This window comes from Chromobacterium sp. ASV23 (assembly GCF_016428945.1).
GTDB classification, from domain to species: Bacteria; Pseudomonadota; Gammaproteobacteria; order Burkholderiales; family Chromobacteriaceae; genus Chromobacterium; species Chromobacterium sinusclupearum.
On sequence record NZ_JAELTR010000082.1, the window covers coordinates 1 to 12,584 of the forward strand.

Annotated in this window: 13 protein-coding genes; 5 read left to right on the forward strand and 8 right to left on the reverse strand. The window is 62.7% G+C overall.

The genetic code is table 11. The annotated features are described in order from the left end of the window. The 8 genes from JHD59_RS20390 to JHD59_RS20425 all read right to left on the reverse strand — a co-directional run. The coding region (locus JHD59_RS20390) for a hypothetical protein (RefSeq protein ID WP_199155578.1) at nt 1-188 on the reverse strand (188 nt) is incomplete at its 3' end. Nucleotides 189-296: 108 nt separating this feature from the next. Further along, nucleotides 297-743 (reverse strand): OmpA family protein, encoded by a 447-nt coding sequence (locus tag JHD59_RS20395; RefSeq protein WP_158248755.1) that lies wholly within the window; start codon nt 741-743, stop codon nt 297-299. A gap of 77 nt (nt 744-820) precedes the next feature. Further along, complete coding sequence (locus tag JHD59_RS20400) at nt 821-1,318, reverse strand: type VI secretion system tube protein Hcp (protein WP_199155579.1); 498 nt, start codon at nt 1,316-1,318, stop codon at nt 821-823. 63 nt (nt 1,319-1,381) lie between these two features. After that, nucleotides 1,382-2,860 carry a type VI secretion system contractile sheath large subunit gene (gene tssC / locus JHD59_RS20405; RefSeq protein ID WP_103320229.1) on the reverse strand — a complete coding sequence of 493 codons (1,479 nt, stop codon included), beginning with the start codon at nt 2,858-2,860 and terminating at the stop codon, nt 1,382-1,384. Continuing rightward, a complete protein-coding gene (gene tssB / locus JHD59_RS20410) occupies nt 2,857-3,372 on the reverse strand; it encodes a type VI secretion system contractile sheath small subunit (protein ID WP_103320227.1) in 516 nt (171 codons plus the stop codon). The genes tssC and tssB overlap by 4 nt, the downstream gene beginning before the upstream one ends. Before the next feature lie 38 nt (nt 3,373-3,410). After that, complete coding sequence (gene tagF, locus JHD59_RS20415; RefSeq protein ID WP_199155580.1) at nt 3,411-4,427, reverse strand: type VI secretion system-associated protein TagF; 1,017 nt, start codon at nt 4,425-4,427, stop codon at nt 3,411-3,413. A gap of 14 nt (nt 4,428-4,441) precedes the next feature. After that, nucleotides 4,442-8,209 carry a type VI secretion system membrane subunit TssM gene (gene tssM / locus JHD59_RS20420; RefSeq protein ID WP_199155581.1) on the reverse strand — a complete coding sequence of 1,256 codons (3,768 nt, stop codon included), beginning with the start codon at nt 8,207-8,209 and terminating at the stop codon, nt 4,442-4,444. 31 nt (nt 8,210-8,240) lie between these two features. Then, nucleotides 8,241-8,831 carry a M15 family metallopeptidase gene (locus JHD59_RS20425; RefSeq protein WP_199155582.1) on the reverse strand — a complete coding sequence of 197 codons (591 nt, stop codon included), beginning with the start codon at nt 8,829-8,831 and terminating at the stop codon, nt 8,241-8,243. Nucleotides 8,832-9,143: 312 nt separating this feature from the next. On the opposite strand from JHD59_RS20425, the gene tssJ reads away from it, so the two are divergent. From tssJ to JHD59_RS20450, 5 genes are all read left to right on the forward strand, one after another. After that, nucleotides 9,144-9,803, forward strand: a complete 660-nt coding sequence (tssJ, locus tag JHD59_RS20430; RefSeq protein WP_199155583.1) for a type VI secretion system lipoprotein TssJ — start codon at nt 9,144-9,146, stop codon at nt 9,801-9,803. A gap of 45 nt (nt 9,804-9,848) precedes the next feature. Further along, complete coding sequence (tssK, locus tag JHD59_RS20435) at nt 9,849-11,195, forward strand: type VI secretion system baseplate subunit TssK (protein ID WP_103320222.1); 1,347 nt, start codon at nt 9,849-9,851, stop codon at nt 11,193-11,195. Nucleotides 11,196-11,202: 7 nt separating this feature from the next. After that, a complete protein-coding gene (gene icmH, locus JHD59_RS20440; RefSeq protein WP_103320220.1) occupies nt 11,203-11,904 on the forward strand; it encodes a type IVB secretion system protein IcmH/DotU in 702 nt (233 codons plus the stop codon). Further along, the gene (gene tssE / locus JHD59_RS20445; RefSeq protein ID WP_103320218.1) at nt 11,901-12,377 is read left to right on the forward strand and encodes a type VI secretion system baseplate subunit TssE; all 477 of its coding nucleotides are present in this window, start codon (nt 11,901-11,903) and stop codon (nt 12,375-12,377) included. The genes icmH and tssE overlap by 4 nt, the downstream gene beginning before the upstream one ends. A 19-nt stretch (nt 12,378-12,396) precedes the next feature. Next, the coding region (locus JHD59_RS20450) for a hypothetical protein (RefSeq protein WP_199155584.1) at nt 12,397-12,584 on the forward strand (188 nt) is incomplete at its 3' end.

Below are 12,584 nucleotides of genomic sequence, written 5' to 3' on the forward strand. Positions count from 1 at the left end.
ATGGCGCCGTCGGGCGACAAACAGGTGACGGTGAAGCGGTAGGACCGGGACACCCCTTCCTCGCCGTCCAGTGCCAGCGGCAGCAGCTGTTCGGCGGCGATGCTGCCGTTGCCGAGGGACAGCGTCAACTGGCGGCGGTCCTGGGTGAAGGCGGAGGCGAAGCTGGCAAGGAGGGTGCTAAGGTCCATGGCTTTACAGTGAATCCATCAGGAACAAGTCAAAAACCGGCCCCCCTGCAGCCATGCCCCATCTGACGGGGCCGGATGGCTGCGGGAAGCTTCATGGCGAATCCGTAATCAGTTGCTCACAACCAGGCGCACGGCATGCAGCGAGCGCTCGGTGTCGTAACGCATCGTGATCTTGCTGGGCGGCACGCCGGCATCAACCAGGTACTGGCGCACGCTGACGGCGCGGGTCTGGGCGGCGGCCTTGGCGTTGCCGATGTCGCGGCGGTAGCAGTGGCCACGCACCAGAATGGACTTGGCATTCTTCAGGTCTTTGGCCACCAGCAGATCCAGCTGGGCTTCGCCCACCGGGCTCAGCTTGGCGCTCATTTTGTCAAACGGGATCAGGGTAGCGTCGGCGGCGTAGTTGACCGCAGCCTGCTTGGCGATCTGCACTTTGGGATCATTGGCGGCAGCAGCAGCCTGGGCAGCTTGGCTAGGGGTCGGTTCCGCTTTTTTGGGCGTTGCGCAGGCAGCGCACAACGCGGAAACAAACAAGGCGGTCAACAAACGTTTCATAGCAAATATTCCCACAGGTCTGAGTAGAGGCATAAAACCCGCCCGGGCCCGGGCGGGTTGTCATTCCATTACTGGAATTAGGCGATGGTCTTGTTCGCGGTGAGGTCCCAACCGGCGCTGACGTTACCAGCGCCCTTACCGTCAGCACGCTTCTGCTGGGTGTAGGTCCACTTGATCTTGCCGTAGCTGAAGCTCACCTTCTCCGACGGGAAGCCGGTGTCGGTAGCGGTGCCTTGCGGCTCAACCTTGGAAATCAGGACTTGTTCCATCTTGATTTCCATGTACTTTTCCTTCTCGCCACCGGCGCGGCACAGCTCGATGGTGATCTCCTTGATGTGCTTACCAGTGCAGCACGCTTCGTAGATCTTCGGGCTGGCCTTGTCCAGGAAGTGGGTGATTTCGTACACGCTGTGGTTCACGCGTTCGGCAGTGGCGCCGCCGGCGGTGCTGGCGGAAACCTGAGCCGGCTGTTCCAGCTTGTGAGCGAAGGACTGGATTTCGATCCAGTCTACGTGCTTGTCGTCGCCGCTTTCACCAGGAATACCATCGATCTTCAGGAATGCATCAAAAGCCATTAGTACTTCTCCTTTACAAGGTTCAAAAAACGGGGGAACCCACTCCCCCTAGCGAGCAATGCGTTAGCCTGCCGGTTGCGGCAACTCGGCGACCAGACGCAAGGAAATGGTCAACTCGTCCAGCTGGAAGTGCGGACGCAGGAAGGCGGCGGCGCGGTAGACGCCCGGCTTGCCCGGCACTTCCACCACGTCCACGCGCGCTTCGCGCAGCGGGTACTTGGCCTTGGCTTCCTGGCTGGCGGAGTCGTCCAGCAGCACGTACTGAGACAGCCAGGTGTTCAGGTAGTCCTGCACGTTCTGACGCGAGGCGAAGCTGCCGATCTTGTCGCGCATGATGGACTTCATGTAATGCGCGATGCGGGACACCGCGAAGATGTACGGCAGCTGCGTGGACAGACGCGCGTTGGCGTTGGCCGAATCGGTGTTGTAGGTCTTGGCCTTCTGCGTCGATTGGCCGCCGAAGAACGCCGCGTAGTCGGTGTTCTTGCAGTGCACCAACGAGATGAAGCCCAAGTCGGACAGCAGCTTCTCGGTACGATCGGTGATGGCCACTTCGGTCGGGCACTTCAGCGCCACTTCGCCGTCGTCGGTCTTGAAGGTGTGCGCCGGCAGGCCTTCCACCAGGCCGCCGCCTTCCACGCCGCGGATGGCCGCCAGCCAGCCGTACTGGGCGAAGGCGTCGGTCAGACGAGCCGCGTAGGCATAGGCCGCGTTGGTCCACAGGTATTTGTCGTGGTTGCTGCCATCGACGTTTTCTTCAAAATCGAATTCCTCCACCGGCACGTTGTCGCGGCCGTACGGCAAGCGGCCCAGGACGTGCGGCAGCACCATGCCGACATACCGGGAGTCTTCCGATTCGCGGAATGATTTCCACTTGGCATACTCGACGGTGTCAAAAATCTTGGCCAGGTCGCGCGGCTTGCCGATATCGGCGAAGGTTTCCAGGCCAAACAGGCCCGGATCGGCCGACGTGATCAGCGGCGCGTGGGCGGAGGCCGCCACATGCGACAGCTCTTCCAGCAGGTAGAAGTCTTCCGGATGGCGGGTGAATTCGTAGTCGCCCACCAGCGCGCCGTACGGAGCGCCGCCGAAGGTGCCGTATTCTTCCTCGTAGATTTTCTTGAACAGCGCGCTCTGGTCGAACTCAGCCGCCGCCTTGAAGTCCTTGACCAGGTCCTTCTTGGACGCGTTGAGCACCTTGATCTTCATCATGGTGCCGGTTTCGGACTGCATGATCAGGTAGTTCAGGCCGCGCCAGGAGGCTTCCAGCTTCTGGAAATCCGGGTGGTGCATCACGTTGTTGAGCTGGTCGGAGATCAGCTTGTCGATCTCGGCGATGCGGGCGTCGATGCTGGCGGACAGGTCGCGCGAGACGGTCACGCTGCCTTGCAGCACCTGGTCTACCAGTTCGCCGATCAGATCGCGGGTGTGGCTCTTTTCGCTCTCGTTGGTGGCGATGCGGCTTTGCTCGATGATGCTGTCGAGCAGGCTGGTCGCCTCGGCGGCGGCGGGCGCCGCCTGTTGTTGCAGTTCCGCGCTCACTGTTCGCCTCCTTCCTTCTTGCCGGCTTGCTGGCCGATCTGGCGCAGTTTCTCGGTGTCGCGCACCACTTCATCCAGCAGCTCTTCCAGCTTGTCGTTGCCGGACAGCTTGTTGCGCAGGTCGGCCAGGCGGCTGCGCGCTTCCAAGAGCTGGTTCAGCGGGTCGATCTGGCGCACCACGTTTTGCGGCTCGAAATCGGACAGCGATTCGAAATTCAGCTCGACGCCCAGCTGGCTGCCGTCGTCCTTCAGCGCGTTGTCGACTTTCATCGCCAAACGCGGGGCCATGCCCTTCAGCACTTCGTCGAAGTTGTCGCGGTCGATCTGAACGAACTTGCGTTCCTTCATCTTCGGCAGCGGGTCTTTGCTGTGGCCGGAATAGTCGCCCAGCACGCCCAGCACGAAGGGCAGTTCCTTGGTTTCGATCGCGTCGCCGATCTCGACGTCATAGGTGATCTGCACGCGCGGCGGGCGGACCCTCGACAGTTTTTTCTGAGTGCTCTCTTTACCCATGGCTCATCTCTAGAATGTTCAAAAAAGGTTCAAAAAAACTACGCGATGTTGCGCGACAGACTGGCCAGCACGCCGCGCAATTGCGCCAGCGTGAGGCCGGGATCGTTCAGCTGGCGGCCCAACACATAGGCCGCCTCCGCGTAAGACTGGTGGCTGCGCCACGGCGCCTTGGCGTCGTTCACATCCACCACGTGCTTGGGATCGAGCTCCGCTCCCCAGCACTGCGCCGCGATGGGCTCGTTCAGGCCGGCTGGCAGCAACGCCAGCACATGGCCTTCCGGACGGCGCAGGATCAGACACTGCTCCAGCTCGCCGTTGCCGTCGGTCGCGGCGTGATACAGCGCCAGCCAGGTCACGGCGGCCAGCACGTTTTCCCCTTCCACCGCCGGCAGCGGCAGGAAGTAGGCTTGCACCGGCAGGCTGTCGCGGAATTTCTTCAGCAGCCGGTGATGGAACACAAAAGCCAGCAGCACCGTTTCCATATCGCAGCGGCCGGCCTCGCTGAGGCTGCGCGCCAGTGCGGACGCCGGCGTGACCGCCAGGTGCTTTTCCAGCAACTGCTGCGACAGCTCGATGTCGGCTATCGACGAAGCGCCGAAGCGCAGCTGCTCCTCCAGGAACTGCTTGCAGGCCAGCATTTCCACCGAGTTGTCGATGGCGTTGGCCAGCTGTTCCTTCAGCCCGGTGAAGAACAATTCGTTGGCCAGCAGCAGGATGGCGGTCGGCGGCAAGGCCGCGTCGATGGCCACCAGGGACGCCGCCACCAGCGGATACAGACGGCCGCCCTCGTCGCGGCTGGGCTGGATCACGCCCAGGGACAACCATTGCTGGTCGCGCGACTTCAAGACGAACGAGGTGGGCGGCATCGCCAGATAGCGCCGCGCGGCTTCCTCGCCCGCTTCCATGCGCTGCAGGCTCTGCGCCAGCAGCTGGTCCAGTTGCATCGCCGCCGGGTGGGTGGCATTGACCCGGACGAAATCGGCGCGCCGCGGCAGCTTGCCGAAGATGCAGAATTGCGGCGGCACCTCCTGGGCGCGCTTGAAATTGAACGCCATGCCGTTCTTCTCCCTTACAACGTCACGCGTTCAGGCAACGTCAGTTTGTAAAGCCGATTCAGCTGCAGCGGATTCACGCCGCCCAGCATGCGGAAATTGAAGCGCACGGTCTGGCCTTCGGCGCCGCTGCCCTTGGGCAGGGTCCAGGTCAGTTGCGCCGTGCCTTCCGCGCCATCCTGGTTGACCTTGGCGCCGGACAACAGACGCATCAGGCCCATGCGGCCCTGCTGGTTGCCCACCACGGTGCTGGCGCCGGCGTAGTTCACCACCTGGATGCGGGCGCCGCCCTCGCCGGCGCTGCCCGGCCAGTTGAACGGCTGCCACGGCTGCGGGCCGTTGCGGTAGCGCAGTTCCTGGCCATCTATGCTCAGCACGATTTCGGACAGGCCCGGCGTCGGCAGCGGCTGCAGTTCGAAGCGGCTGTTCTCGCCGTCCTGCAACTGGCTGTTGGCCAGGGCCATCAGGCGGCTGACGCCGTTGAGGAATTCCGGACTGAAGCGCACGCCCTGGCTGCCCCAGGCGCGCGGCACCAGGGTATCGCCCTGCTTCTGCACCAGGCCGGTCAGGTATTTGTTGATGAACTTGTCCAGCGTGCCGTCATTGGCTTTGACGAAGCGGTTGATCTCCGCCACCGAGGCGCTGGTGCTGGCGTCGCTGAACGGATACTTGCTGGCCAGCTGTTTCCACTGCGGCAACACCTCGTTGGCCCAGGCCTGGTTGATGTCCTGCGCCACCGGCCCCAGCAGCGCGCCGTAAGATTGCGTCAGCGGACGCACCAGCATGGGCCGCACCATCTCGATGGTGTCCGGAGTGGCGCCGGTCAACAGGGTGTTGTCGACGTAGGACTGGGTGTCGCCCAGCTCGGAACCGGAGCCGTTCAGCGTGGCCTGCAGCGCGGTGCGGGCTTGCGGGCCGGGCTGGTCGGTCGTGGCGATGGCCGCCATCTTCACCTTCAGCTTGGCCAGCTGGTCCAGGTAACCGTTGATCGGAGCGTTGTCGCCCTTCACCAGCGCAGCCACGCCGGCAAAGTGCGCGCCCACCACGCCGTACTGCTTTTCGTTCTTGGCTTCGCCCGGGGTGTCGCCGCTCTTGAAGAACTCCGTGGTCTTTTCCAGCACGGAGCGCTTGGCGGTTTCCAGCGAGCGGTTCAGCTCGGACGGGTTGTCCCAGGAGGTTTCCTGCGCGGCGCGGGCCAGAATCAGCTTGATCGGAGAATTCTGCTTGTCGGCCAGGCGCGTCATCGCCGACGCCGATTGCGCCGGATTGGTGATGTCGCGCACCACCACGCCCTGCAGGAACTTGTGCCAGGCTGCGATGTACTGGGCGCGATACAGCGCTTCCAGCGCGGCGCGGTTTTTCTCCACGTTGCCGTCCTTGCCCAGATCGTCCTGCGTGCTGGACGCCAGCACCCAGTCGTCGCTGCGTATCGTGCCCTTGCTGGCCTCGTCGATGGCGCTGCGGATGTAGGTGTTCCACGCCTCGCGGGTGTAAGCGCCCTCCACCATCTGGCTGCTGGCCATGATGTCCATGTCGCGGTTGTCCAGGATGCGGGCCACGGTCAGCGGCGCGAAGCGGGTATTGGCGCGCGCCTTGATCTCGTTGAACACGCGCTCCTGCGCGGACAGCTGCTTGAACGAGCCGCGCAGCACCTCGCGGGCATCCGTCACCACTTTGGGATCGTTGTCGATCAGCGGCAGGTCCGGCTCTTTGATCTGGCTGACGTAGAAAGCCAGCACTTTCTCGGCCAGACCCATCACTTCGCTGACCGGATATTCGCCGCGCTGGCTCTCCAGCCACGGGCGCCAGTAACGCGGCAGCTGATCGGCCAGATGCGCCTCTTCCATGCGCTTCTGCTCATGCAGCATCAGATAGGTCTTCAGGGCGTTGTACGCCACGTCCAGCTGCGGCTTCTTCTGCTGCTCGGCGCTGCCTGCGGCGGCAGGCGCGGAAGCGTCGATCTTGCCTGCGGTGGCGCGTTGCGGCAGGTCCAGCCAACTCAGCTTGATATTGGGCAGGCCGTGGCCCTTGGACTTGGGTTTGACCGGCTTCGGCGCTGGTTCGGGCTTGGGTTCCGGTTTAGGCTCCGGCTTGGGCGCGGCCACGGCTTGCACCGCGCCCGGCTTCAAAGCGGCCAGCGTGGTTTCCAGATTCTTCTGCACCGGCTGCAACATCAGGTCTTTCACGCCGGCGAAATACGCCTTGCGCAGATTGCGCTCCAGCTCGGCGCCCTGGTACAGGCCCAGGCCGATCTGCCACGGCTCGCCGTTGCGGCGGTAGGCTTGCAGTTCCTCGATGCGATGCTGCAGGACCAGCAAACCATTCAGGCGGTCATACAGCTGGCCGGAGGCGGCCAGTTTCTGCGCTTGCGCGCGCTCGGCGCCGACCTGGGCGATCATCTGCTGGTTGCCGATATAGGACCAGGTCCACAAGCCGGCCACCGCGGCCAGCGACAGCACGCCGGCCACCATGCCGGCCAGTCGCCAGCGGCTGCCGCTGGGCCGGGTTTGCTGGAAGATCAGATGCTGGTCCGGGAACAGCACGTCGCGGAACAGGCCGCGCAGGAAGTAGCTGTACGAAGCCGGGGCCTGGTGCTTGTCCAGGCTGGAGGACGACAGATCGAACTGCCCCTGCACGCGGCCGGCGGTCACGATGCGCGGCACGCCTTCCTGCAAGGCGCTGGTGAAGTAGAAGCCGCGCAGCAGCGGACGGGAATGGTACGGGTCTTCCTCGAACAGCACGCGGACAAACTTGACTACCGCCTCTTGCAGGCCGTGGAATTCAATCGGGAAGGCGAAGTGAGCGGACTTCACCGCGTCGCCGCGCGCGGCCACCAGCTTCTCTTCGCCCATCTGCACCAGGCCGCGGTACAGCTGCTCGAACTGCTTGGACACCACGGCCGCAGCGTCGAAGCCGGTGCCCTGGTCGGCGGACAGCGTGGCGCCCCAGACGCGGGCGCGCTCTTCCTCGCCCGCCTCGCTGAAGAACTGGGCAAAGCCGCCCAGCAGGTCCAGCTTGGTGAACACCAGATAAATCGGCACCATCAGGCCGAAGGTATTGCACACCTCATGGATGCGCTCGCGCACCTGGCGCGCATACAACACAAAGCCCTCGCTATTGTGCTGCGCCAGCTCCGGCAGGCTGATCGCCACCATGATGCCGTTGACCGGCGCCTTGGCGCGGTATTTCTTCAGCAGCTTCAGGAAAGCCAGCCACTCGCCTCGGTCCTCGCTCTCCGTGGCGTAACGGCCGGCGGTATCCAGCAACACCCCCTCGGTGGAGAAGAACCAGTCGCAGTTGCGGGTGCCGCCTATGCCCTGGATGCCGCTCTTGTCGCTGAACGGGAAGCTCAGGCCAGACTGCAGGATGGCCGAACTTTTGCCGGCCGCCGGATGGCCGATGATCATGTACCACGGCAGCTCATACAGCGCCGCGCTGCCGCGGGCGCTGCCGATATTGGATTTTTTCAGCGTATCGATCGCGCCCAGCAAACGCTGGCGCAGCAGCGTGACTTCGGCGCGCTTGTCGGCGCTGGCATTGATCACCGCGTCGTCCGCCTGGCGGCGCAGCATGCCTTCCAGCATGCCGCCGGCGCGCTTGGTCAGCGCTTGGCCGATCAGCAAGGCCAGCACCCACACGACCATCACCACGATGATCCAGCCCAGCCTGGTTTCCAGCGACTGCAGCCCCAGCCAGGGGCCGACCCACCAGATCAGCGCGATCAGGATCAAGAATCCGATGGCGGAAGCCACCTTGGCATTGCGTAGCCAACCCTTGTTAGACACCAACTCACCTTCCCCTAGAAAGAATCACAGTTCATTTTTTTTCGCGCTGCGCCAGCAGCGCGCGCAAGGAGCCGGCCCGTTCGATGTGGCCGTAGTCGCGGAAACTGAAATTGCCGCCCCAGCCCAGCCCTTGCGCCTGGGCTTCCTCGCCCAGCACGGTATAGGCCTGCATCGCCCATGGATCCCGCTCCGAGATCACGACCTTGCCGTTGCGGACCGGCGCCAAATCCGCCGCCAATCCGTATTGATGCTTGCTCTCGCCGGCCCGGGCCTGCGTCACCTTGACGCTGCCGCCGGCCAAATGGTTTTGCCGCTCCGGACTGCGGTAGCCCTCCAGCAACACCATCGGGAAACCGCGCGCCTTCATTCTTTCCATCACTCGCAGCACATCCTGCACAAACGCCTGGTCCATCTTGTTCCAGTCGCGGTCCGCCTTATCCAGCGCCAACTGCGGCTTTTCCGCCACCGCATCGACAAAAGCCTCCGGCGCCAGAGGCGGCGGCGGAACCAGCTTTTCTTCGGTCAGCGCCTGGCGAATCTGATTGCCATGGGCATATTTTTGCGGCTGATAGCCGATTTCCTGGTGATATCCCGCAAAGTGCAGCGTAATTGCAACAACCATGCTGACCAATCCCAAGGACAGCAGCGGCACCAGCCAGATCATCGCCCGCGTTTTCAGCCAGGCAGGCGTCGAGAATCCCCCTCTTAAACGCTGAAAAAAAGGGGGGGAAACCGGGGGGATTTCCACCGGATCGCAAGTCATATTCAGGGGAGTCGCAATCGACGACTGCTCTACGCGGAGCCTGGCTCCGCCAAGGAAATACCGCCAACCGAGCCACAGCAAAAGCAGTACGATGCCAACCACCACCAGTGGCGCCAAAAACATCATTGGAAATTTTTTACTAACGATTGATGAATATGCGAATAACGCGATATGCTTGATTTGATTCGCGAAGAAGTCAAGTCCCGTAATCGGCAAGTGGCGGTAAAATACGGGAAATCGCCAATCCATTCTCCACGTTTATTCACCTCAAACATGTATTTTTCTGGCGCAGACTGTATGGATTTCACCACTCTCTGGCACAAGATCATTCTACTCCCGCTCGTTGCGGCGCTATCGCTGCTCAACGGCTGCGCGGGGCCGAAGAATATCACAATCTCAAGCGAGGCAAGCGCTACGCTCAACCGCGACAGGCAGGGTAAACCCTTGTCTGTCGTGGTTCAGGTGTATCAGCTCAAAAACGACCAAGCCTTCAAATTACTGACACCTGACCTTTTGGCCAGTGGCAAGCCAGTTCAAGATGTGCTTGGTTCGGATGTTATATCCAATAAGGAACTGGTCTTTTTGCCAGGTGACAAAAAAGAATTAGATATATCCGTTTTGGAGGACGCCAATTATGTTGGCGTAATTGGGTATTTCCGCCAGCCCAATCCCCATTTCTGGCGCCTGCTTTATGACGCCGGACGAGTGCGCAGCAAGGATCTCAAATTCAAGGTTGGCGATTGCTATTTACAGGCTATCAAACCGGAATCCATTGCTTTGCCGGATCAGCCAAAAACCGCAAAAATAGAATGCCAGCCAGCTGGCTATTAATCATATCGGCATTATCAGAAAACGCACGCTAAGGCTTACCCAGCAATGCTTCATGCACAAAGAATATTATGGGGCGAAGGCATGTTTCTTCGCCCGCAGCATTTCCAGCAGCAAGCCCTGTTTCAGGAACAGACGCAATCCAGCCTGCTGCAGCTCACTCACCGCCACGCCTGGGGCATTCATCGCCTGACGCTGGACGAGGCCGCGCTGAAAGGCGGCATGATCCGCGTGGACGAGTTGGCCATGTTGTTCCGCGACGGCACGCTATACCAGGCGCCCAGCCATGGTCCGCTGCCGCTGAGCCGCGATCTGGCGACGCTGCCGCAGCTGGGCATCCGCACCACGCTGTACGCCTGCCTGGCTCAATTGCAGCCCTATGGCGGCAACACCCGCGGCAGCGAAGCCGGCGCGCGCCCCACCCGCTTCCACAGCGACCACTGCGAAACGGCCGACCTGTACACCCAGGCGCTGCCCGCCGACCTGTCCACGCTGCAGCTGGACGTGAAGCTGATGCTGGAAGAGGAAAACCGCGATGGCTACGACGCCATCGCGCTGTGCCAGCTGGAGAAGGACGCCACCGGGCAATGGACGGTGGCCAAGGATTACCTGCCGCCGCTGCTGGCGATTGAAGGCTCCGGCGACATGATGCAAATGCTGCGCCGGCTGCTGGACATTCTTCTGGTGAAGAGCCAGGCGCTGGCCGGCGCCCACCGCGAGCGCGCCAAAAGCGTGATGGAGTTCGGCTCCGCCGACATCAGCTCGTTCTGGCTGCTGCACACGGTGAACCGCAACTTCGCGCGCCTGCGCCATCTGTCGCAATGCCAGCCGCTGCACCCGGAAGAACTCTATATGGCGCTGGCGGAGTTCTGCGGCGAGCTGCAGACCTTCACCACGCTGTACACGCTGTCCGACATCCCGGCCTATCGCCACGACAAGCTGCACGAGGTGTTCCCGCCGCTGGACCTGCAAATCCGCGAGCTGCTGGAAACCGTGGTGTCCGCGCGCTACAAGGTGATCCCGCTGCATTCGCCGCGCCCGTCCTTCCACATCGGCCGCCTGGAAAGCGACCGCCTGCTGGACAACGTGGACTTCTACCTGTCGGTGCAGAGCGAACTGCCGGCCGCGCAGATCATCGACAGCGTGCCCTTGAAGCTGAAGATAGGCGCGCCGGACGACGTGGAGCGCATCCTGAACTCCGCGATGCGCGGGGTCAGCCTGTCCCATACCGCCCAAACCCCGTCCGCCATCCCGGTGCGGGTGGGCAACCACTATTTCGCCCTGGAGCCACACAGCGAGATATACAGCCGCATGCTGCAATCGCGCAGCATCTGCATCTATGTGCCGCAAACCCTGGCCAATATTTCCATAGAACTGATCGCGGTCTTCCGCTGAATACGCCATGAACACTACCCTGACCCAAACGGCGGAACGCGTCATCGACGTGGCCGCCCCCGCCGCTCCCAACCTGCGCGAAATGCTGGAGGATGGCATCTACCTGCTGTTCCTGCTGAAGGAAGGCAACGCGCCCAGCAGCGCCGTGGAATTCAACCGCCGCGTGGACCACTTCCTGGGCCAGTTCGAGCGCAACGCCCGCAACTTCGGCAAGGACAACAACGCCATCAACCACGCAAAGTACGCCTTCTGCGCGCTGATGGACGAAATCATCCTGTCCTCGGAATTTGCGCTGCGCGACGAATGGGAACGCATGCCGCTGCAGCTGCGCCTGTTTGGCGAACACCTGGCCGGCGAAGGCTTCTTCAATCGCCTGGAACAGCTGCGCGACAATCCGGCCGCCAATGTGGAAGCGCTGGAAGTGTTCTACACCTGCCTGCTGCTGGGCTTCCAGGGCAAGTACCTGCTGGAAGGCCAGGAGAAGCTGGGCTATCTGGTGCACAAGCTGGGCCAGGAAATCCAGCAGGTGCGCGGCGGCAAGGCCGACTTCGCCCCGCACTGGCAGCTGCCGCAACGCTTCCAGGCCTATGTGCGCCACGAGCTGCCGCTGTGGCTGTACTTCGCCCTGCTGGCCGTGGCCGGCGCCGGCATCTTCGTCGCCTTCCGCTGGATGCTCGGCCGCCAGGCGGCCGCCGTGTTCGGGCTATGAGCGGCAATCGCCACGCGCTGATCCTGCCCTCGGTGCTGGACCGCCTGCTGGACGATGAGCCGGACCAAAGCCACATCGAGCCGATCAGCCTGTTTGAGCTGTCGCACTTCAAGCAGTCGCTGGCGCGCGACCTTGAGGCGCTGCTGAATACCCGGCTGATGCCGCTGGATCCGCTGGACCCGTTCCCGCAAGCGCGGGACAGCCTGCTCAGCTACGGCATCCCGGACCTGTCCGGCATCAGCCTGCTCAATCCGGACGACCGCGAACTGCTGCGCGAACAGCTGCGCCGCTCGATCGAACTGCACGAGCCGAGGCTGTCGCGCGTGCGCGTCAGCCTGGACGCCCCGCGCGAAATGGAGCGTCACCTGCGCTTCCGCGTGGACGCGGTGCTGAAAGTGCATCCGCACAAACCGCCGGTGACCTTCGACGCCACGCTGCAGCTTTCCTCCAACGTTTACAAAGTACAGGGCTGAACCGCCCGCTCAATACATCATGGACCTTTCCAGCCTGCTCGCCTCCTTCGCCTCCGCCTTCACCCAGGACCGCCGCCAGCTGACGCTGTCCCTCGGCAACGGCAGCATCGCCGCCGAACAGCTGCTGCCGCTGGCACTGGACGGCGAGGAAGGGGTGTCCCGGTCCTACCGCTTCACCGTCACCTGTTTGTCGCCCGACGGCGCCAT

Bases quoted from the DNA above. Each gene is read 5' to 3' on its own strand.
- tssE (WP_103320218.1), top strand. From the start codon at position 11,901: ATGAGCGGCAATCGCCACGCGCTGATCCTGCCCTCGGTGCTGGACCGC.
- tagF (WP_199155580.1), bottom strand. From the start codon at position 4,427: ATGGCGTTCAATTTCAAGCGCGCCCAGGAGGTGCCGCCGCAATTCTGC.
- JHD59_RS20400 (WP_199155579.1), bottom strand. From the start codon at position 1,318: ATGGCTTTTGATGCATTCCTGAAGATCGATGGTATTCCTGGTGAAAGC.
- tssK (WP_103320222.1), top strand. From the start codon at position 9,849: ATGCTTCATGCACAAAGAATATTATGGGGCGAAGGCATGTTTCTTCGC.
- JHD59_RS20425 (WP_199155582.1), bottom strand. From the start codon at position 8,831: ATGGTTGTTGCAATTACGCTGCACTTTGCGGGATATCACCAGGAAATC.
- icmH (WP_103320220.1), top strand. From the start codon at position 11,203: ATGAACACTACCCTGACCCAAACGGCGGAACGCGTCATCGACGTGGCC.
- tssB (WP_103320227.1), bottom strand. From the start codon at position 3,372: ATGGGTAAAGAGAGCACTCAGAAAAAACTGTCGAGGGTCCGCCCGCCG.
- JHD59_RS20395 (WP_158248755.1), bottom strand. From the start codon at position 743: ATGAAACGTTTGTTGACCGCCTTGTTTGTTTCCGCGTTGTGCGCTGCC.
- tssJ (WP_199155583.1), top strand. From the start codon at position 9,144: ATGCTTGATTTGATTCGCGAAGAAGTCAAGTCCCGTAATCGGCAAGTG.